This window comes from bacterium Scap17 (assembly GCA_013376735.1).
Classification (GTDB): Bacteria; Pseudomonadota; Gammaproteobacteria; order Pseudomonadales; family Halomonadaceae; genus Cobetia.
Map to the genome: position 1 here is coordinate 1,807,502 of VINJ01000001.1, position 18,335 is coordinate 1,825,836.

Sequence of the window (18,335 nt, forward strand, 5' to 3'; positions counted from 1 at the left end):
TGGAATTCAATGAAAAAACTGCGCTCCAGCCCGGCCGAGCACCCACAAGACAGTCGATTCCTCCAGTGCGTGTCATGGATTGTCATCTTTGGGTGGAATACTGTGGCATTGGGATGATTTCCGAGTGGATGGAGAGATGGCATGGATCAGGCCTGGCCTGAAAGCACGCGCGACAACCTTCGATTTCTGTGTTCGGAAGTGGATAGCCAATATGGCTGGCTGCAGGCCTTCGTGTCCGCGCCGACGGCGGCCATGGCGCGCAAGCTGCTGGAGCGCCAGGGGTACGCCGAGAATCTCTGCCAGCGTATCGAACAGGCATGCCCTGAAGCCCGAAACCACAAGCGCTCGCACGCGCGGGCCCGCTTCCAGCAGAGCCTGGTCGAGGTCGCCAGTGGTCTGGCACGGCTCAGTGAGCTGGCGCGCAGTTGTCTGGAGCAGTTGATTCGCGTCGATGATGTCCAGCTGGTCGATGATGTCGTGCTGGTCAAGTCGCTGCGCCGTGTGCGTCGCGGTATTCTGCGCAGCGAGATGTCGCTGGAGAACGGCTCCCTGTCTCTTGCCCTGAAGCTCGCGCGCAGTCGTGAGAAGCTGAAGCGGGACAGTGAAGGCCGCATCCGGGCACTCACCGGCCAGCTCAAGAAGAAGCGCGCTCCCGCCGAAGACCTGACACATCTGCTGTTCGTGGCCCGTGAAATCAGCCAGATGGGCGAGGTGCTGGGGCGGTTGGGTGAGGCGGTCATCTCGGCAACCCTCGGTCAGTCACTCAACTTCGAGCGCTATGCCTCGCTGACGCACCTGGTCAATGAACTCGGCGATGGCCATCAGACGGCGGGCGAGATGCGCGTCGACACCCTGGCCGAGACACGTTCCGGCAGCCGGATCTCTGGGATTGCCAGTGAGAAGGGCAGTGACAAGGGCGATGCGAAGAGCAAGCCGGCCAACCACAAGCAAAAGCGCAGCAAGCAAAGCGGCAGCAAGACAAAGGCGAGCAAGGCCAAGGACAGCAAATCAACCGGCGATCTGCCGCTGACCTCGCCGGAGTATCTGGCCATCTTCAAGGATGGCCTGGGTCGCAAGGTCGAGGAGGAGCGGCAGGGCGTCGAGCGCTGGCACGATATCTACCCCGGCATCGCTCCCCGCATCCTCTCGCATCATCAGCAGGGCGATAGCGCGGCACTCTTGATCGAGCACCTGCCGGGCATGACCCTCGAGCATCTGTTGATAAACGAATCGTCACGCCTCAATCGCACCGCTCAGCAGGCACTGGTCTCGACGCTACACTCGGTGTGGACCACCACCCGTCGCGACAAGCCGGTCACTGCAGGGCACATGCGTCAGTTGCTCAAGCGGCTGAGTGATGTCTATCAGATCCATCCGGAATTTCGCCACTGCGGCGCCTCGCTGTGTGGGCGCGAGATGCCCTCGCTTGAAGCATTGATCGATCAGGCCGCAGAGCTGGAACGTTCGCTCGAGGCCCCCTTCGCCGTCTATATCCACGGCGACTTCAATGTTGACAACATCCTCTTCGATCCGGCGAAGCAGAGCATCCGCTTCATCGATCTTCACCGCTCGGCCTATCAGGACTATGTGCAGGATGTCTCCGTGCACATGGTGTCCCATTATCGTCTGCAATTGACGGATGCGGCGCTGCGGGCCCGTATTCTGGCGCTGGCACTGAGTTTCGGTCAGCAGATGCGTCGCTTTGCCCACGAGCAGAGCGATACCACCTTTGAATGGCGTCTGGCACTTGGTCTGGCGCGCTCCTTTGCCACCTCGACACGTTTCATTCTCGATGCCGGGTTGGCAGGGCGCATGTTCAACCGCGCACGCTTTATACTCGAGCATGTGCTAGGCGCCGACCCTGAACGGCCGGCCGGTTACCGTATTCCTCTGGAGGAGTTGTTCGTTGACTGATTTCAAGATTGGCGTCGTGGGTATTCCCGGCAAGTGGTCGACCGAAGTGCTGGCGGATGCCATCGAAGCACGGACGGGCTTTCGTCTCGTGATCGACATGGCGGCCGTCTCGCTGGATCTGACCCGCAACTGCCTCGAATTCCGTGATTCTGCCGGGGTGTGTCATGACCTGACCGAGCTGGATGCCCTGATCGTCAAGAAGATCAGCGCGGAATATTCCCCGGGTAGCCTGGACCGCCTGGAGCTGCTGCGTGTCGCCGAAGCCGCGGGCGTGCGTGTCTTCAGCAGCGCGGAGAGCATGATTCGCCTGATCGACCGCCTGAGCTGCACCGTCACACTGGCCAATGCCGACATCCCGATGCCGGCCACGCTGGTCACCGAAGACGTGGCGGCGGCCTGCGAGGCCGTCAAGCGCTTCAAGGCCGCCGTCTTCAAGCCGCTTTTCTCCACCAAGGCGCGGGGCATGTGCATCATCGAGGACACCGGCGATGATGCCGCACTGGAAACTGCCGTGCGTGAGTTCGCCGCCGAGCACCCGATGATGTATCTGCAGCAGCGCCTCGATCTGCCGGGGCAGGATTACGGCATGGTCTTCGTTGGAGGGCGTTATCTGTGCAGCTACGCCCGGGTCAGTGGGGGCGATGCCTGGAATACCACCATCCACGCCGGTGGCAAGTACGCGCCCTTCGAACCCTCCGAGGAGCTGATCGCGCTGGCGCAGCGTGCCCAGGCGCCGTTCATGCTTGACTTCACCACCGTCGATGTCGCGCTGACCGACGATGGCCCGATCATTTTCGAAGTTTCGGCCTTCGGCGGCTTCCGAGGGGCGCTGGAAGGTGCCGGTGTCGATGCGGCCACCGCCTATCTCGATCACGTGATGGAGTGTCTGGCATGAATGCGACGACTTGTGACAGCCCAGCCAGCCTTGCCACGCTGCCCTTTGCAGAGTGGAGGGCCGCCGTCTGCTTTACGGCACTGACGCCGTCACGCCAGTGCCTGAGCGAGGCGCTGCTGTTCGAGGTGGATGACTTCCGCCTGTGCGTGATGACGGATATGCCACGGCTGCTGCAACGTCTGGCGACATATTTCCGCCATTGCGCGCGTATCGTGGCGCTCGACACGGTCCCGGTAGAAGTCAAGCTCGTGCATGTGCTCGAGGCGCCGGCACTCAAGGACATGCCATCGGCAGCGAGCCTCGGCCTCTTGCCCGAAGCTTTCGTTGATTGGATACCGGAGCCCGGCAAGACACGCCGCAAGGACGCCATCATCGATTTGGCCGATGGCCGCCTGATCCACAAGGTGCGCACGGGCATGGCCTTTCTGCGCAGCAACAACCACAACTTGGCGTTCGGGCCCTGTGAAGACAACGAAAGCCAGGTGATCAACTTCCTGCTCAATCTGCACATGTCGCATCTGCAGCAGAATGACGGCTTGATCTGTCACGCCTCGGCGCTATCGAAGGGCGATCGCGCGGTGGCCATCGCCGCCTTCTCGGGCGGCGGCAAGTCCACCACCATGGTGAAGGCGCTCGACAATCCCGAGTTCGACTTCATCAGCAATGACCGGCTGTTCCTGGACTGCCCGGGGCCTGATGGAACGCTGCGTGCCCGCGGCGTCGCCAAGTTGCCACGCATCAATCCCGGTACCATGCTCAACAATCCGCGTCTGCGCCCGCTGCTGGACCCCGCACGTATCGCAGGCTATGAAGCGATGCCGCAAGAAGCGCTGTGGGATCTCGAAGAGAAGCACGATCTGATCATCGAGGATGTCTACGGGCCCGGGCGTATCCGCGCCAGCGGCGAGCTTGCAGCCATGGTGATACTCAACTGGACGCGTGGCAGCGAGGCGCCGCTCGAGGTGCGCGAGGTAGAGGTCAGCCGCAGCGAAGCGCTGATACGCGCGGTGATGAAGACACCGGGGCCCTTCCATCAGCAGCGGGATGGCTGTTTCGTGCCCAATGGCGCGAGCCTTGATTCCGCGCCGTATCTGGAGCGCCTGGCGGCAACCCGCGTGCTCGAGGTGACCGGGCGCGTGGACTTCTCCGCGCTAGTCGAGAACCACCTGACCCCCTTGCTGGAGGCTTGAACATGCGTCGTGAACTGCTGTTGATGCGTCACGGAAAGTCGGACTGGTCAGTGGCAGCTGACGACTTCCATCGCCCCCTCAAGGAGCGCGGCAAGCGGGGCGCCCAGCGCATGGGAGCCTGGCTTGCCCAGGAGGCGCTGGTGCCGGATGCCATCCTGAGCTCGCCAGCCCTTCGCGCGCGCGCCACGGCGGAAAAGTGCGTGAAGTCGATGGGCCTCGGCGTCGACATGATCGAGCTCAAGCCTGCGCTTTACTGCGAGGACGAGGCGCCGCTGCTCAAGACAGTGCGCGCCTGCCCGGACAGCGTGCAGCGACTGATGATCATCGGCCATAACCCGGCATTGGAAGATGCGCTGGTCTGGCTGACCGGCAAGCGTCCGCGCCCGCCCAAGGAGACCAAGCTGCTGCCGACGGCGGCGGTGGTCAAGCTGACCTTCGAGGGGCGTTGGGAAGACCTGCGCTCCGGCCAGATGAGTCTGGAGCTGATTCAGCGCGTGCGTGCCTTGCCGGATGGCTTCCCCTGGCCATTCCCGGCCGGTGAGGAGCGTCGCGAACGTCCCGCCTATTACTACCGTCAATCGGCCGTCCTGCCCTGTCGTCTGCAGGGGGAGGGCGACGATGCCCAGTGGGAGGTGCTGCTGATCGGTTCTTCCTCCAATCGTCACTGGAGCCTGCCCAAAGGAATCGTCGAGCCGGGGCTGAGTCCGCTTGAGTCCGCGCTCAAGGAAGCCCGCGAGGAAGCGGGCATCGAGGCGGAGGCGCTGGACCACGCAGCGCTGGAATTCAGTTACGAGAAGTGGGGTGCTCCTGTCGCGGCCAGTCTGCACGCTGTGAGAGTCGTGCATGAGCAGGAGGAGAGCGAGCGGGAGGAGCCGCATCGCAGTCGGCGCTGGGTGGCGGCGGAGGTCGTGCCGAGCCTGTTGAAGAACCACGAGATGGGGCACGCCGTCATGACGCTGCTGGTACGGCTTGAGCAGTCGCGCCAGGCGACCTGAGCGCGGGAGTCTGGCGCCACTAGCTCCATCGGCGCCATTAGCACCGTACGAGGCGACGCAAGGCGAGGACCGCCAGCATGAATCAATACTGAGTGAAGACGGGAAGAGCGACGGCCGATGACTGATGAACCGACAATCCGACGTGTGGCATTGATTCGTCATGCCGACTATCACCAACAGATTGATACCCCGAGCGCGCTGCAGCCGTTTCCCTTGACCCGTCGCGGAGAGCGTCAGGCGCGTGAGGGAGCAGAGGAAGTGCTGACGCTGTGTCAGACACATGGCTGGCAACCGGCCAGTACGGTACATGCCTCCAGTCTGTTACGTGCCTGGCAGACGGCGCAGGTGATGAACGAGGTCATGGGTGACAGGACAGAGCGTGAGTTCTCGCTCATGGCACATGATGCACTGTGGGAGCGCAGTCTGGGCAGCGCCGCCAATCTGACCACGGCACAGATCGCCGAAGCGGTGCGTCATGACCCGCGGGTGGATTTCCTGCCAGCCGACTGGAAATCCAACAGCCACTTTCGCCTGCCGCTGCCGGGGGCTGAATCCCTGATGCAGGCTGGCCAGCGGGTGGCCGATTTCATTGCTTCGTTGCCGGCTTCCCCATCAGCTCCTACCTCGGCTCCCACATCAACCTCCACATCAACCTCCATATCACCCCCCACATCGGGCGCCACGCTGACGCTGATCGTCGGCCATGGCGCGGCGCTGCGCCATGCGGCGCATCTGCTGGGCGTGCTGGACTTCGACCAGATTGCCGGGCTGAGCATGCACCATGCGCGGCCGGTGGTCATAGAGGAAACTCCGCCTGGGTCATGGCGGCATGTGGCTGGCGAGTGGAAGGTGCGTCAGCGTCACGAGCCCGCGCAGGACTGAGTTGGCGGCCAGCCGGCGGGGTGCTGAAGAGCCGGGCAAGGGCGGGGGTGCTGGAGAGCAGAGAAGCAGACCAGCGCATCAGGATGATACGAGTCTGTCATCTTTCTGTGATCAAACGGTCATAAGCTTGTCGCCCTGTGCTCGCGAGCTCACCCACATTCCTCATCCCCGGATGGGCCCCAAGGGGCGGCAAGGCGCTTGCTTGCCACAAGCCGGTAGTTCAACGAGGCAAGCAGATGCCACAAGGAGATAGCCCAATGACCCTCAGTCCCCCCATGAGCGACGCCGTACCGCGTTACCGAGGCCCGACGCGTTATCTGAAGGCGTTGCCCAGTCACGCGGCTCAGTGGCCCGAGACACATCAGCACCTGCGCGCCGGTGACAAGGTGTCCCGCGCCGCTCGCAAGCTGGGCAGCAAGGACTGGCCACGCCGCGATGTCATCTTCATCTCCGATGCGCATGCCGACGCGGAAGCCTTCATCGCGTCTCTGGTGGCCAGTGGCGGTGTGCGCCTGACCTCACGGGACAACCTGGTGTTGACGTCGCGGGGCAAGCGCAGTGTCTTCGTCATCGGCGGTGACTGCCTCGACAAGGGTCCCAGCAATCTGGAACTGCTGGAAGCCTTGCGCACCTTGATGCGCAGCGGGGCGCGTCTCAAGTTGCTGGCGGGCAATCATGACATGCGGCTGATGCTGGCGCTGATGCGGCTGAGTCATGATGATTCGGCGCGGACCGATCATCTGTTCGTGCGCATGGGCGCCAAGGGCCTGGCGCTGCTCAAGGAAGTCTTCGATCACTACCTGGCGGACAGGCCACGGGCGATGAAGAGCATTCCCTCGCGAAGTGAATGCCGCCGGCGCCTGTACCCGGGGCCGGACTGGGCGGAGCAGTTTCGCCTCTCGGCAAGCCATGTACTTAAGGGGGAGGCGCTGGAGAAGGAGATCACTCGCCTGAGTGCCAAGGCCGATGGCTTCGAGCATGCCTGTGTGAAACATGGCCTCTCGCTGCGCCAGACCTATGCCGCCGCACTCAAGGCCCACGAGCTGTTTCTCAAGCCCGGCGGACGCTTTGCCTGGTTCTTCGACGAGATGCGACTTGCCTATCGCAGTGGCGCCTTCCTGCATGTTCACGCAGGCGTGGATGATGCCTTTGCCAGACGACTCAGCCGCCAGAAGGTCTCGCAGGTCAATCAGGAATTCCGGCGCATCCTGCGCGAAGACCCGTTCACCTTCTATTACGGTGAGCTGGCCAATGTACTGCGCACCAAATATCGCAAGAGCGACATGGTGCTGAGCGCCGCGGGCGTCAAGCGCCTGCACAAGGTCGGCATTCGTGCCGTGATGCATGGTCACGTCAATCATCAGGCGGGCCAGCAACTGGGCTGGCGCCACGGGCTTCTGCATATCGAGGGCGACGTCACCCTGGATCGCAATTCACGCCGCAAGGAAGGGCTGGATGGCGTGGGCATGGGGGCGACGCTGATAGAAGCCTGTGGACGCATCGTCGGCATCAGCAATGACCATCCTGAAATCAAGGTCTACGCGCCCTGAAACACGCACAGGAGAGGCAGGTGAAAGACGACAAGCAGGACAAGTCGCTGTTCCGACATGAATCGTTGCAATCCATCGATGGCGTTCAGGACATTCTCAAGGCCATCATCAAGGGGCTGGGCAAGGGGCTTTTGTCATTTCGTGATGAGGACGGCGAGATACGGCTGGCACCGCGCGGCCTGATGACCCTCAAGGTCACTGCGCGGCGAGAAGATGATCATCATCGCCTCGATATTCGCCTGTCATGGCATGCCAAGCCCGGTGCCAAGCGCAACAAGACGCTCAAGGTTCTCGATGAGTGACGGCAGCGTGCGCTGGCATTGATCCAGATCAAGTCTCTCCCAGATCGCGGCCCGCGGTGAGATGTCCGACATGTCCGCGCTTACGCGACTATGGTATATTTAGCATGCTGCATATTGGGTCCTGTCTTGCGACACGGCCGCTCCCCATGATCAGGACATGTCATTGATGCCTTCATCCCCTCAGCGCCTGTGTGGTGCCGATCACTGCTCGTCTCCATTGCGCTCTTCCAGCCTTGCGGTAAAGCTTGCTGTCAGGCCTTCAAGGTGCTGGCAACAGTGGCTGACCGGCGTCGCGTTTGCCTGTCTACCGCTGGGCGCTCAGGGCGCAGACGATGCGTTGGCCACTGACAATTCGCTCTCAACGTCAGCCATGCAAGCTATCGAATCAGAAGTTGGCGCGCGAATCGGTGTCACCGTTCTGGATACCGCCGATGGCACCCGTTTCAGCTGGCGTGGGGAAGAGCGCTTCCCCATGAGTAGCACCTTCAAGGTGCTGGCCTGCGGTCATCTGCTCTCGCGGGTGGACGAAGGCCAGGAATCGTTGTCACGCAAGGTGGAGATTCGCCCGGCGGAGCTCGTGACCTATTCCCCCATCACCGAGCATCACACCCGGGATGGAGGCCTGACGCTTGAGGCGTTATGCCATGCCACCATCACGACCAGCGACAATACCGCGGGTAACCTGATTCTCGACGCTCTGGGCGGCCCTGCCGCACTGACGGCCTATCTGCGGCGTCTGGACGATGACAGCACGCGGTTGGACAGGCGTGAAACGGCGCTCAATGAGGCCACTCCCGGTGATCCGCGCGATACCACCACGCCGCACGCGATGGCGGCCACCCTGCAGCGACTGCTGGTGGGGGATGCGCTGAGCGAGCCATCGCGTCTGGCCCTGCAGGGCTGGATGCTGCCCAACACTACCGGCGATGACAAGCTGCGGGCGGCCTTGCCCGATGACTGGCAGATCGCGGACAAGACCGGTGGTGGGGGATATGGCACCAATAATGACGTTGCCATCCTGTGGCCACCGCTGCGTGCCCCGTTGATCGTGGCGGTCTATCTGACCGAAAGCGAGGCCGACCTGGCAGCGCGCAATGCCGCGATTGCCGATGTCGGGCGTCTGCTGGTCAAGGAAGTGCTGGAGGGCTAGGCGAGTCGTTGATGGTGAGGCGCTGGCAGGGGGTGCGTGAAGCATGGGCAACTCAGCGTTGCCGTCATCACGGCCAACTTGCGCTTGTGGCGCCTCCCCATTGCCCGCATTGTGCTTGCACTGCATCGGCTTTGGCAGCACGGATCATCTCGCCATGTTCGCGCCTGCGCCTTGCCGAACCCGCCCTGTCTGCCTCCAGAGGAACTCCATGTCCACACTGTTTTCATCGCTCACCCTCGGCCCGCTCACGCTGGACAATCGCATCATCATCGCACCGATGTGTCAGTACTCCGCCGAGGAGGGCCGGATGCAGGCCTGGCATGATCAGCATCTTGGCAATCTCGCCCAGTCCGGAGCTGGGCTTCTGATCTTCGAAGCCAGCGCCGTTGCCCCGGAAGGGCGCATCACCCACGGCGATGTCGGGCTCTACGATGAGGCTTGCCAGCAAGCCATGCAGGGGGTTGTCGAGCGTATCCGCCGCTATTCGCCGATGCCGTTGGCGGTGCAGATCGGTCATGCGGGGCGCAAGGCGTCCTGCCAGAAGCCTTGGGACGGCGGTGCTGCCATCGCGCCAGGCAACGACAATGGCTGGCAGGTGCTGGCGCCCAGCGCGATTCCGTTCAGCGAGGGCGGGCCGCTCCCCGAGGCGATGAGTGGCGAGCAGATCCGCCGCACCATCGCGGACTTCGTGGCGGCGGCGCAGCGCGCCGTCGACATCGGCCTGGATGGTATCGAGCTGCATGCGGCGCATGGTTATCTGCTGCACGAGTTCCTGTCGCCGCTCAGCAATCAGCGCGACGATGACTATGGTGGCTCGCTCGAGAACCGCATGCGTCTGACGCTGGAAGTCTTTGACGCCGTACGGGCTGCCATCCCGGAGCATGTGATGCTGGGCATTCGTATCAGCGCCACGGACTGGGTCGAGGGCGGCTGGGACCTCGAGCAGAGCATTGAGCTTGCCAAGGCGCTGGACCGTCGTGGCTGCCACTATCTGCATGTCTCCAGTGGCGGGCTCAGCGCGCAGCAGCAGATTCCGGTAGCGCCCAACTATCAGGTGCCGCACGCCGAGGCCCTGAAGGCGCAGGTGAAGATGCCGGTGATTGCCGTTGGCCTGATCACCGAGCCGCAGCAGGCCGAAGATCTGCTGGCGAACGAGCGTGCCGATGCCATCGCGCTGGCGCGTGGCATTCTTTACGACCCGCGCTGGCCGTGGCATGCGGCCGCTGCGCTGGGTGACACCGTCAAGGCCGCGCCCCAGTACCTGCGTTGCCAGCCGCATGGCCTGAAGTCGCTGCTGGAGAACCAGCAGGACTGAGCCGTGTGAAGCGCCAAGGATGAGGTGAAAAGCCATTGAGGGCTGACGCCCGCGTTCACGAGCTCCCGCTCGCTGATCGCGGGCGTCTTGCTGTGCGAGGCCTGACTTGAAGTTCGGGCTTTCCTTGACGTTCAGATTCGAGCGCCCCGGACGCCTGACGCCATATCTTTCGTCTAACAAGCGCGCTGCCAGCGCATCACTCGAGTGCCGGATAGCGTGGCCTTGCGCCATCATGGGGGTTTCTGAAACGCCTCTTTGCGGCAATCGCGCCTGTTTCACCTCACGCGCAGAGTGCAAGACTTGATGGCGTGATGGTGGGACGATGCCACCGATGATCAAGCGGACCCGCTGCCTGCCGTGGGGTGATGTTGCAGCGCGATACGCGCTTGATTCTGGCCGCCAGGCCCTCTGGTGAATGTGACTTGAAAGATCAAGGTGGCGTGAGTGGACAATATGCGTAGCAGTATTTTCATGGTCATCGCGATGGCAGCATTCGCGGTGGAGGATCTGTTGTTCAAGTTGGCGGCGGGGCATACCTCGACCGGTATCACCCTGATGTTGTTCGGTCTCGGCGGCATGCTGGTCTTCATGCTGTTGACCTGCCTGCGCGGCGAGTCCCTCATGCCTGCGGTGATCTTCTCGCGCCCGATTCTAGTGCGTGTCATCTGTGAAATCATCGCCCGCAGCAGCTTCGCCCTCGCCATCACCCTGATGCCGCTTAGCACTGCCTCCACCATCCTGCAGGCGACGCCGCTGGTCGTGGTGGCCGGGGCGGCACTGTTCTTCGGGGAGCGCGTCAGCCGCAAGCGCTGGCTGGCAATCGGTGTCGGCTTCATTGGTGTATTGCTGATCGTGCGCCCCGGCCTCGACAGCTTCAACATGACCTCACTGTTTGCGGTGATCAGCACGATCGGCTTCGCCGGACGGGATCTGGCGACGCGCGGCGCGCCGGCATCGTTGTCCAACGTCCAGCTCGGCATCTATGGCTTTCTCGCCCTGATTCCAGCGGGGGGGTTGATCGCTCTCTACCAGCAGACCCCGCTTTCGTATGCGCCCGAGGCGACCTGGCTGATCGTAGGTGCCGTGATACTCGGGGTCGTCGCCTACAACGCCTTGACGATTGCCATGCGCAAGGGCGAGGTTTCGGTGGTCACGCCATTTCGTTATACCCGCGCCCTGTTTGCCTTGGCGCTCGGGGTCATGGTGCTGGGAGAAAGCCTCGATGCCATGACCTTGCTGGGCGCCGCCATCGTGGTCGCAAGCGGTATCTACATCGTCACCCAGGGCAAGCAGCGCCCGCCAGTGGCGAAGGTGGCCTCGTTGTGACTTCCCTTGCTGCCATCAGGCTGGCAGCGGCAGGCTGTCATCACCGCTGACGCCAGCTTGCACCATCGACCAGATGACACATGAAAAAGGAGAGGCGCTTGCGCCTCTCCTTTTGTCGTTGTGGCGCGCATGTTTCATCCAGAACAGTGCGGTGACGGCAACACCCCGTCGATCAAGGCATTGGCAAGGCGATGAGGGAGCAGGGGAGCACGTGACGGTTGGCAGTAGTTATACGAGTGTGTAATAGTGAGGGTAAATCCATGGCAATCCACTCGCTGCCAGTCGTGTCACAAGGAGAGCCAATGCCAAGCCAAGCCCCGATTCTGGGTGTCTATCTGAGTGAATCTCTGGATCTGGACAGCGTCTACGGTGAAGCACTGCGCCAGCTGGGCGACGATGTCGTGCTGCGTCACCCGCATGAGATCGAGAACCCGAGCGAGGTGCGCTTCGCCATCTGCTGGCTGCCCCAGGAAGCTGCCTTCGCCCCGTATCCGAATCTCACGCTTGCCATGTCGATCGGGGCAGGGGTGGATGCCCTGCTGAGTCATCCGGGGCTCTCGGCCGAGGTTCAGGTCGCACGGGTGCGCGACCCACATCAGGCGTATCTGATGGCCGGTTTCGCCGCCCACGAGGTACTGCATCGCGAGCGCGAGTTTGCCGTCATGGCCGACCATGCCACGCGTGGCGAATGGCAGCCGTTGGCAATGCGTGCGCCAGAGAAGGCACAGGTGGCCGTGCTGGGCCACGGCAGCATGGGGCGCGCCGTGGTCAGCTCGCTGGCGACTCTGGGGTTCTCGGTGACGGTCGCCTGTCGCAGCGAACCGGCCGCGCCGGTGCCGGGTGTGCGCTATCTGACCGGTGATGCCGCCGTCATGGCGGCGGCCGACGGTGCCGATTATCTGATCAATATCCTGCCGCTGACCCCGGTGACCGAGAACGTGCTGAATGCTGCCTTGTTCGCCAGGCTGCGCCGTGGTGCCTGGCTGGTGCAGATCGGCCGCGGTGAGCACCTGGTGGAAGCGGACCTTGAAGCCGCGCTCGATTCCGGGCAACTGGCGGGGGCAACACTGGATGTCTTCCGCGAGGAGCCGCTGCCGCCCACTCATCGCTGGTGGCATGACGCGCGCCTGCGCATCACGCCGCACGTGGCCAGTGATTCGCTCCCCGAGGTGGTGGCCGAGCAAGTGGTGGCCACGGCGCGTGAGTTGCGCGATGGCCTGCCGCTCACGCTGGGCGTGGATCGCCAGCGCGGCTATTGAGGGCCGTAGCGATCGAGGCCCACGGCGCTTGAGCCCCGAAGGTGAACGCTTCAATGCTTTTGAGGGCTCAGTCTAGCCTTTCTCGACCCCAGACAGCGACATTGTGATCACAGGAGACAGCAACATGCCGGCATCGACCATGAGTGACGCGGAGTGGCAAGCACGCCTGGATCTGGCGGCCTGCTACCGATTGGCAGCGTACTATCGCATGACCGATCTGATCTACACCCACATCACGGCGCGGGTGCCGGATGAGGAAGGGCATTTTCTGATCAATCCCTACGGCTGGCGCTGGGAGGAGATCACGGCGTCCTCGCTGGTCAAGATCGACGTCAACGGCAAGAAGGTCGATGACAGCACCGCGCGGGTCAATCCGGCCGGTTTCACCATTCACTCGGCGATTCATGCGGCAAGTCACTCCGCGAGCTGGATCATGCATACCCATACGCGCGCCGGCGTGGCGGTGTCGAGTCTGGAAGAAGGGCTCTTGCCCCTGAATCAGATCGCCCTGCAGTTCCATGGTCGCGTCTCCTATCACGATTACGAGGGCATCGCGCTGGATCTGGATGAGCGCGAACGCATCGTGGCAAGCCTTGGCGACAATCCGGCACTGATCCTGCGCAATCATGGCCTGCTGACTACCGGTGCCTCTGCCGCCGAGATGTTCAACAACATGTTCTATCTCGAGCGCAGCTGCGAGATTCAGGTCGCGACCCTATCCATGGGTCAGCCGGTGCGCCGCCTGTCACCCGAGATCTGTGAGCATGTGGTCGGTCAGTACGACATGGCCATTCACGAGGAGGGTGATCTGGCACTGGAATGGGACGCTCATCTGCGACTGCTGGAGAGTCTTGGCTGTGATTATCGTTGTTGAGTATTGCCAATTTGCTGCGCGCATCAGTGACACACAACAGGAGTTGCTGACATGAGTCGCAAGGCATTTCAGCGGCTTTCCCAGGATCAGCGTCGTCGCGATCTGCTGGAGGCCACCCTGAGCTGTGTCGCGCAGCACGGTCTGGCTGGCACCAGCGTGCGCCGCGTAGCAGAGGCAGCCGGCGTCTCGCCCGGGCTGATTCGTCACCACTTCGGTACCAAGGACGACATGGTACGGGCAGCCTATGCCTACATGATGGGCCAGCTGACCTCCGATATCGCCGATGCCAGCCCAGCCAGCGATGACTCCCCGGCGTGTCGTCTGGCGCGCTTCATCGCGGCGAGTCTGACGCAGCCCAACCTGGCTGCCCACAAGATCTCCCTGTGGGCGACCTTCATCGGTCGGGTGCGCCACGATGCCAGCTATTCGGCGGTGCACCAGGAAACCTATCGCGAGTTTCTCGATCTGCTCGCACAGCTGGTCCAGCCGGTACTGAATGCCCACGCGCTGCCCGCCACCGAGAGCGAATGTCAGGAGCAGGCGATCGCCCTCAATGGCTTGATCGATGGCCTGTGGCTGGAAGGTGGGCTGGAACACGGCCTCTATCCGGTCGAGCGGCTGCCGGTGATCGCCATACGGGCGGCAGAGGGCATTCTGCGACTGCCCCAGGGCACCTTGCTTGAGCACGTCGTCATCGCGACCCCACCCCCATCCCCATCCCACAGGAGTTGAGCATGCGCTACGCCACCATTACCGAACGACTGAGTGATCTGGGCGGTGACAAATGGGCCGTTCACAGCGCCGCCCGCCAGCGTATCCAGGCCGGCGAGCCGGTCATCGAGCTGACCATCGGCGAGCCGGATATCGCCACGCATCCGGCCCTGGTCGAGCACTGTGTCGAGGCGCTGCGCGCCGGTCGTACCCGCTATTCCGATGGCCGTGGTGAACCGGGGCTGGTCGCGGCACTGGCCGAGCGCTACGCCGCGCGCATGCCCGATATCAGCGCAGACAACGTGCTGTGTTTCCCTGGTACGCAGACGGCACTGTTCGCGGTAATGCTGGCATTGGTGGAAGAGGGGGCCGGCGTGCTGACCGGCGACCCCTACTACGCCACCTATGAAGGCGTGATACGTGGCGCCGGCGGTAACCTGCAGCCGGTACCGCTGCGCATGGAGCATGGCTTCGTGTTGCAGCCACGGGATCTGGCCGTGGCCATCACGCCGCAGAGCCGTGTGTTGCTGCTCAATACCCCACACAACCCGACCGGGGCGGTGATGGACCGTGCGACTCTCGAGCAGCTCGGTGAGCTGTGTCGCGAGCATGATCTGTGGATCGTCTGCGATGAGGTCTATGAAGCGCTGATCTTCACGGGCGAATTCGTCTCGCCGCTGGAAATAGAGGCACTGCGTGAGCGCACCGTGGTGGTGTCCTCCATTTCCAAGAGCCATGCCGCTACAGGCTTTCGCAGTGGCTGGGCCATCGGCTCGGCGGAATTCTGTCGTCGATTGTTGCCTGTTTCGGAAACCATGCTGTTCGGCAACCAGCCTTTTATCGCCGACATGACCGAAGCCGCACTGCGCGGGGATTTCGATACTACCGAGCGTCTGCGTGATTCTCTCGGGCGCCGCGCGCGTCTGGTGCATGAGGCGCTGGCGGCCATCCCGCAGCTGTCCTCCAGTCTGCCACAGGGGGGCATGTTCCTGATGGTCGATGTCTCCCGCACCGGCCTTGACGGTGAGCAATTCGCCTGGCGGCTACTGGAACAGCAGCAGGTGGCGGTGATGCCCGGCAGTGTGTTCGGTGATTGCGGTACCCCCCTGGTGCGTGTCGCCCTGACCGTACCGGATGACACCCTGCTGGAAGCGGTGCAGCGCATGGCCATGCTGTGTGACCAGCTGGAAGCCGAGGTCGTGGCCTGAGATCGTGGTCTGGGATCATGGGTAGATCCGTCGCCTGAACGCAGAAACGCCGCCCTCGGGCGGCGTTTCTGCGTTCAACGGTGCTCATGCCGGGCCATCATTTCCAGCCCATCTGCCAGACGTCATCTGCCTTGAGCTCGCGCCAGGCGAGAGTGTAATCCTTGCGGGTCAGTACCGCTTGCAACACGACCTCGACCACATGCTCGTCCTGCTCATCACGAATCAGGCGCGTGACGATGAAATGTCGCTCACGATTCTTGGGAGACACGGCAGTCCATTTGCTCTGCAACAGCTTGTCGGGGTTGATTCGATTCATGCTGGTTCCTCAAGAAACGGTTGGCAGCTGCGTGCTGGACCTGTCAGTGCCAGCCCAGCCAGTTCTGGTCCAGTCAGTGCTCGGCAGACAGGTGAGCGCCAGGTGGGCTTACACCGAGGGTGGGCTCTCGTTGAGCAGTTGCCACAGCGACTCGGTCGCCGCGCTGTGCTTGCCACGGCGGCAATAGCAGGCCACCTCGAGGGTCGGGCCGCCCAGATCATCCAATAGCGAGACCAGTCTGCCGCTCTCCAGATCATCCTCGATCAGGCCGTGGGGCAGCCAACCGACTCCCAATCCGGCCATCACCAGTTCACGAATGCCCAGCGTGAAGGACGTCTCGCAGATGATGTCGATGTCCTGGGCGCGCTGCAGGTCCATCAGGTAGGGCGAGGCCAGAATCTGGCCCAGAAAACTCTCCGGATCATAGGCGATCAAGGGCAGACGCTGGTCACTGCGCGGCAGGTGCAGGGGGCGCCCCTGGGCGTCCGGGGCGCACACCGGCAGCAGCCGCTCCAGCCCCAGCGAGATGCGCTGGGTGTCGCCGTTGTCATCGAAGATCGGTGCCCCCTGCAGTTCGGAGCACAGCAGCAGGTCTGCCTGGTCATGCTCGAACAGTTGCAGGCATTCGCTGCGATCCAGTGATTTTACCTGCAGTCCGGCTTCGGGAGAGTTGTGCCGGAAATAGCGCAGCAATCGCGGCAGGTAGCTGACGGTGAGGGTGTGCTGGGTGGTGATGATCGCCTTCGGTCCCTGGCGGGCCTCGCTGCGCAAGCGGCTGCGCAACGTGTAGAGCCGCGCCAGCCATTCCCGCATTTCCTGCTCATATTCCAGCGCGTGCTCGGTGAGGATCATACGCTGCGACTGACGATAGACCAGCTCGACGCCCAGCCACTCTTCCAATTGCCGTATCCGGCGCGAGAAGGCGGGTTGCGTCACGTTGCGTCGCTCGGCTGCCAGCGAGAAGGTTCCGGCCTCGATCAATGCGAGAAAGTCTTCGATCCATTCGATCTTCATGCGTCGCCTGAGGAGATGTCGGTTGTTGTTGGAGGTCGGCCATCATGCACCGAGTGCTTGTTGGGGTGAAGCCCGCACGCACACCCCCGGAGCATGGACCATCCATGGTTCGTCTATGGTGGGGCAGCGCCGAAGGGCCAGGGGTGACAGGCAATGGATATGACTGCCAGACGGCGTTGCGGGCATGGCGATCTTCTGGATGCCTGAGTCGGACCAGAGCAAAGATCTGGTCATGCAGAAAAGTAACAAACTTTGAGAAACATGGCATTGGGACTGGCGAGAATCGCGGTTTACTGTTGAGAAGACCGCTCGGCGGCGTGCCGGAGTGATGTCACACATTCGACGAACGTCGTTATGAGAGTAACCCCCTATGACAACAATGACTCGCCTGGAGGCTCGTATGCATCTGTCCCGTTTTCCCCGTGTTCGTCTTGGTCACCTCTCGACTCCGCTGGAGCCGATGGACAACCTGAGCAAGCTGTTGGGTGGGCCGCGTCTCTGGATCAAACGTGATGACTGCACCGGGCTTTCCACCGGTGGCAACAAGACCCGCAAGCTGGAATTCTTGATGGCGGACGCGCTGGAGCAGGGCGCCGACACCATCATCACCCAAGGCGCTACCCAGTCCAACCACGCGCGTCAGACCGCTGCCGCTGCCTGCAAGCTGGGTCTTGAGTGCCACATCTTGCTGGAAGACCGTACCGGCAGCGACGACCGCAGCTACAACTACAACGGCAACGTCTTCCTCGACCAGCTGCATGGCGCGACGGTCGCCAAGCGTGAAGGTGGGGCCGACATGGCAGCCGAGATGGAAGCGCTGGCCGACAAGCTGATCGGCAAGGGCAAGAAGCCTTACATCATCCCGGGGGGTGGTTCCAACGAGATCGGCGCGCTGGGTTACGTGAATGCCGCCCTCGAGCTGCTGTCCCAGGCCAACGACATGGGCCTCAAGATCGATCACCTCGTGCACGCCACCGGCAGCGCCGGGACCCAGGCGGGTCTGGTGACGGGCCTGACCGCCTGCAACTCCGGCATTCCGGTACTCGGCATCGGCGTGCGGGCCCCGAAGGACAAGCAGGAAGGCAATGTCTTCGCGCTGGCGCAGAAGACTGAAGCCAAGCTGGGCCTGTCTGGCGTGGTGAAGCGCGAAGATGTCGTCGCCAATTGCGATTACGTCGGTGAAGGCTACGGCATTCCGACTGAAAGCATGATCGAGGCCGTCACGCTGTTGGCTCAGCAGGAAGGTATCCTGCTGGACCCGGTCTACTCCGGCAAGGGCATGGCTGGTCTGATCGACCTGGTGCGCAAGGGACACTTCAAGGAAGGCGAGAACGTGGTCTTCCTGCACACCGGCGGCGCCGTGGCCCTGTTCGGTTACCCGGACGCCTTCAACTTCGCGGATTACCAGGCCTGATAGCGTTCGCGGCCAGTGAT

At 62.7% G+C, this 18,335-nt stretch carries 17 protein-coding genes; 15 read left to right on the forward strand and 2 right to left on the reverse strand.

Going from position 1 to position 18,335, the window contains the following annotated elements:
- Positions 1 to 141 precede the first annotated feature (141 nt).
- The 14 genes from FLM52_07880 (at position 142) to FLM52_07945 (ending at position 15,571) form a co-directional block, all read left to right on the forward strand.
- Positions 142 to 1,914 (forward strand): aminoglycoside phosphotransferase family protein, encoded by a 1,773-nt coding sequence (locus FLM52_07880; protein NVN55701.1) that lies wholly within the window; start codon positions 142 to 144, stop codon positions 1,912 to 1,914.
- Positions 1,907 to 2,809, forward strand: a complete 903-nt coding sequence (locus tag FLM52_07885; GenBank protein NVN55702.1) for a GAK system ATP-grasp enzyme — start codon at positions 1,907 to 1,909, stop codon at positions 2,807 to 2,809. The genes FLM52_07880 and FLM52_07885 overlap by 8 nt, the downstream gene beginning before the upstream one ends.
- Positions 2,806 to 3,999, forward strand: a complete 1,194-nt coding sequence (locus FLM52_07890; protein NVN55703.1) for an HprK-related kinase B — start codon at positions 2,806 to 2,808, stop codon at positions 3,997 to 3,999. Before FLM52_07885 ends, FLM52_07890 begins: the two co-directional genes overlap by 4 nt.
- Positions 4,000 to 4,001: 2 nt before the next feature.
- Complete coding sequence (locus FLM52_07895) at positions 4,002 to 4,994, forward strand: NUDIX domain-containing protein (GenBank protein NVN55704.1); 993 nt, start codon at positions 4,002 to 4,004, stop codon at positions 4,992 to 4,994.
- Positions 4,995 to 5,111: 117 nt separating this feature from the next.
- Complete coding sequence (locus FLM52_07900) at positions 5,112 to 5,876, forward strand: histidine phosphatase family protein (GenBank protein ID NVN55705.1); 765 nt, start codon at positions 5,112 to 5,114, stop codon at positions 5,874 to 5,876.
- Positions 5,877 to 6,112: 236 nt separating this feature from the next.
- Positions 6,113 to 7,426 carry a metallophosphoesterase gene (locus FLM52_07905; protein ID NVN55706.1) on the forward strand — a complete coding sequence of 438 codons (1,314 nt, stop codon included), beginning with the start codon at positions 6,113 to 6,115 and terminating at the stop codon, positions 7,424 to 7,426.
- 20 nt (positions 7,427 to 7,446) lie between these two features.
- Complete coding sequence (locus FLM52_07910; protein ID NVN55707.1) at positions 7,447 to 7,728, forward strand: amphi-Trp domain-containing protein; 282 nt, start codon at positions 7,447 to 7,449, stop codon at positions 7,726 to 7,728.
- Positions 7,729 to 7,894: 166 nt separating this feature from the next.
- On the forward strand, positions 7,895 to 8,878 hold the full coding sequence (gene bla, locus FLM52_07915) for a class A beta-lactamase (GenBank protein ID NVN55708.1): 984 nt from the start codon (positions 7,895 to 7,897) through the stop codon (positions 8,876 to 8,878).
- Positions 8,879 to 9,086: 208 nt separating this feature from the next.
- Positions 9,087 to 10,193 (forward strand): NADH:flavin oxidoreductase/NADH oxidase, encoded by a 1,107-nt coding sequence (locus FLM52_07920; protein ID NVN55709.1) that lies wholly within the window; start codon positions 9,087 to 9,089, stop codon positions 10,191 to 10,193.
- Between the two features lie 471 nt (positions 10,194 to 10,664).
- Positions 10,665 to 11,519: a DMT family transporter gene (locus FLM52_07925; GenBank protein NVN55710.1), complete on the forward strand. Its 855-nt coding sequence runs from the start codon at positions 10,665 to 10,667 to the stop codon at positions 11,517 to 11,519.
- A gap of 302 nt (positions 11,520 to 11,821) precedes the next feature.
- Complete coding sequence (locus FLM52_07930; GenBank protein NVN55711.1) at positions 11,822 to 12,778, forward strand: hydroxyacid dehydrogenase; 957 nt, start codon at positions 11,822 to 11,824, stop codon at positions 12,776 to 12,778.
- A gap of 139 nt (positions 12,779 to 12,917) precedes the next feature.
- Positions 12,918 to 13,652, forward strand: a complete 735-nt coding sequence (locus FLM52_07935; GenBank protein ID NVN55712.1) for a class II aldolase/adducin family protein — start codon at positions 12,918 to 12,920, stop codon at positions 13,650 to 13,652.
- 51 nt (positions 13,653 to 13,703) lie between these two features.
- A complete protein-coding gene (locus tag FLM52_07940) occupies positions 13,704 to 14,384 on the forward strand; it encodes a TetR family transcriptional regulator (GenBank protein ID NVN55713.1) in 681 nt (226 codons plus the stop codon).
- Positions 14,385 to 14,386: 2 nt separating this feature from the next.
- Entirely contained in the window at positions 14,387 to 15,571 is a 1,185-nt protein-coding gene (locus tag FLM52_07945; protein NVN55714.1) for a pyridoxal phosphate-dependent aminotransferase, read from the forward strand.
- Positions 15,572 to 15,668: 97 nt separating this feature from the next.
- On the opposite strand, the gene FLM52_07950 is transcribed toward FLM52_07945, so the two are convergent.
- Both FLM52_07950 and FLM52_07955 read right to left on the reverse strand, forming a co-directional pair.
- Entirely contained in the window at positions 15,669 to 15,887 is a 219-nt protein-coding gene (locus tag FLM52_07950; protein ID NVN55715.1) for a TIGR02450 family Trp-rich protein, read from the reverse strand.
- Between the two features lie 108 nt (positions 15,888 to 15,995).
- The gene (locus tag FLM52_07955) at positions 15,996 to 16,901 is read right to left on the reverse strand and encodes a LysR family transcriptional regulator (protein ID NVN55716.1); all 906 of its coding nucleotides are present in this window, start codon (positions 16,899 to 16,901) and stop codon (positions 15,996 to 15,998) included.
- A 400-nt stretch (positions 16,902 to 17,301) separates the two neighbouring features.
- Between FLM52_07955 and FLM52_07960 the strand changes: the two genes are divergently transcribed.
- Complete coding sequence (locus FLM52_07960) at positions 17,302 to 18,315, forward strand: D-cysteine desulfhydrase (GenBank protein NVN55717.1); 1,014 nt, start codon at positions 17,302 to 17,304, stop codon at positions 18,313 to 18,315.
- The last annotated feature ends 20 nt before the right edge of the window (positions 18,316 to 18,335 follow it).

Coding starts and splice junctions, on each gene's coding strand:
- FLM52_07940 (NVN55713.1), top strand. CDS start 13,704: ATGAGTCGCAAGGCATTTCAGCGGCTTTCCCAGGATCAGCGTCGTCGC.
- FLM52_07920 (NVN55709.1), top strand. CDS start 9,087: ATGTCCACACTGTTTTCATCGCTCACCCTCGGCCCGCTCACGCTGGAC.
- FLM52_07950 (NVN55715.1), bottom strand. CDS start 15,887: ATGAATCGAATCAACCCCGACAAGCTGTTGCAGAGCAAATGGACTGCC.
- bla (NVN55708.1), top strand. CDS start 7,895: ATGCCTTCATCCCCTCAGCGCCTGTGTGGTGCCGATCACTGCTCGTCT.
- FLM52_07945 (NVN55714.1), top strand. CDS start 14,387: ATGCGCTACGCCACCATTACCGAACGACTGAGTGATCTGGGCGGTGAC.
- FLM52_07905 (NVN55706.1), top strand. CDS start 6,113: ATGCCACAAGGAGATAGCCCAATGACCCTCAGTCCCCCCATGAGCGAC.
- FLM52_07895 (NVN55704.1), top strand. CDS start 4,002: ATGCGTCGTGAACTGCTGTTGATGCGTCACGGAAAGTCGGACTGGTCA.
- FLM52_07960 (NVN55717.1), top strand. CDS start 17,302: ATGCATCTGTCCCGTTTTCCCCGTGTTCGTCTTGGTCACCTCTCGACT.
- FLM52_07925 (NVN55710.1), top strand. CDS start 10,665: ATGGTCATCGCGATGGCAGCATTCGCGGTGGAGGATCTGTTGTTCAAG.
- FLM52_07955 (NVN55716.1), bottom strand. CDS start 16,901: ATGAAGATCGAATGGATCGAAGACTTTCTCGCATTGATCGAGGCCGGA.
- FLM52_07900 (NVN55705.1), top strand. CDS start 5,112: ATGACTGATGAACCGACAATCCGACGTGTGGCATTGATTCGTCATGCC.
- FLM52_07935 (NVN55712.1), top strand. CDS start 12,918: ATGAGTGACGCGGAGTGGCAAGCACGCCTGGATCTGGCGGCCTGCTAC.
- FLM52_07930 (NVN55711.1), top strand. CDS start 11,822: ATGCCAAGCCAAGCCCCGATTCTGGGTGTCTATCTGAGTGAATCTCTG.
- FLM52_07880 (NVN55701.1), top strand. CDS start 142: ATGGATCAGGCCTGGCCTGAAAGCACGCGCGACAACCTTCGATTTCTG.
- FLM52_07890 (NVN55703.1), top strand. CDS start 2,806: ATGAATGCGACGACTTGTGACAGCCCAGCCAGCCTTGCCACGCTGCCC.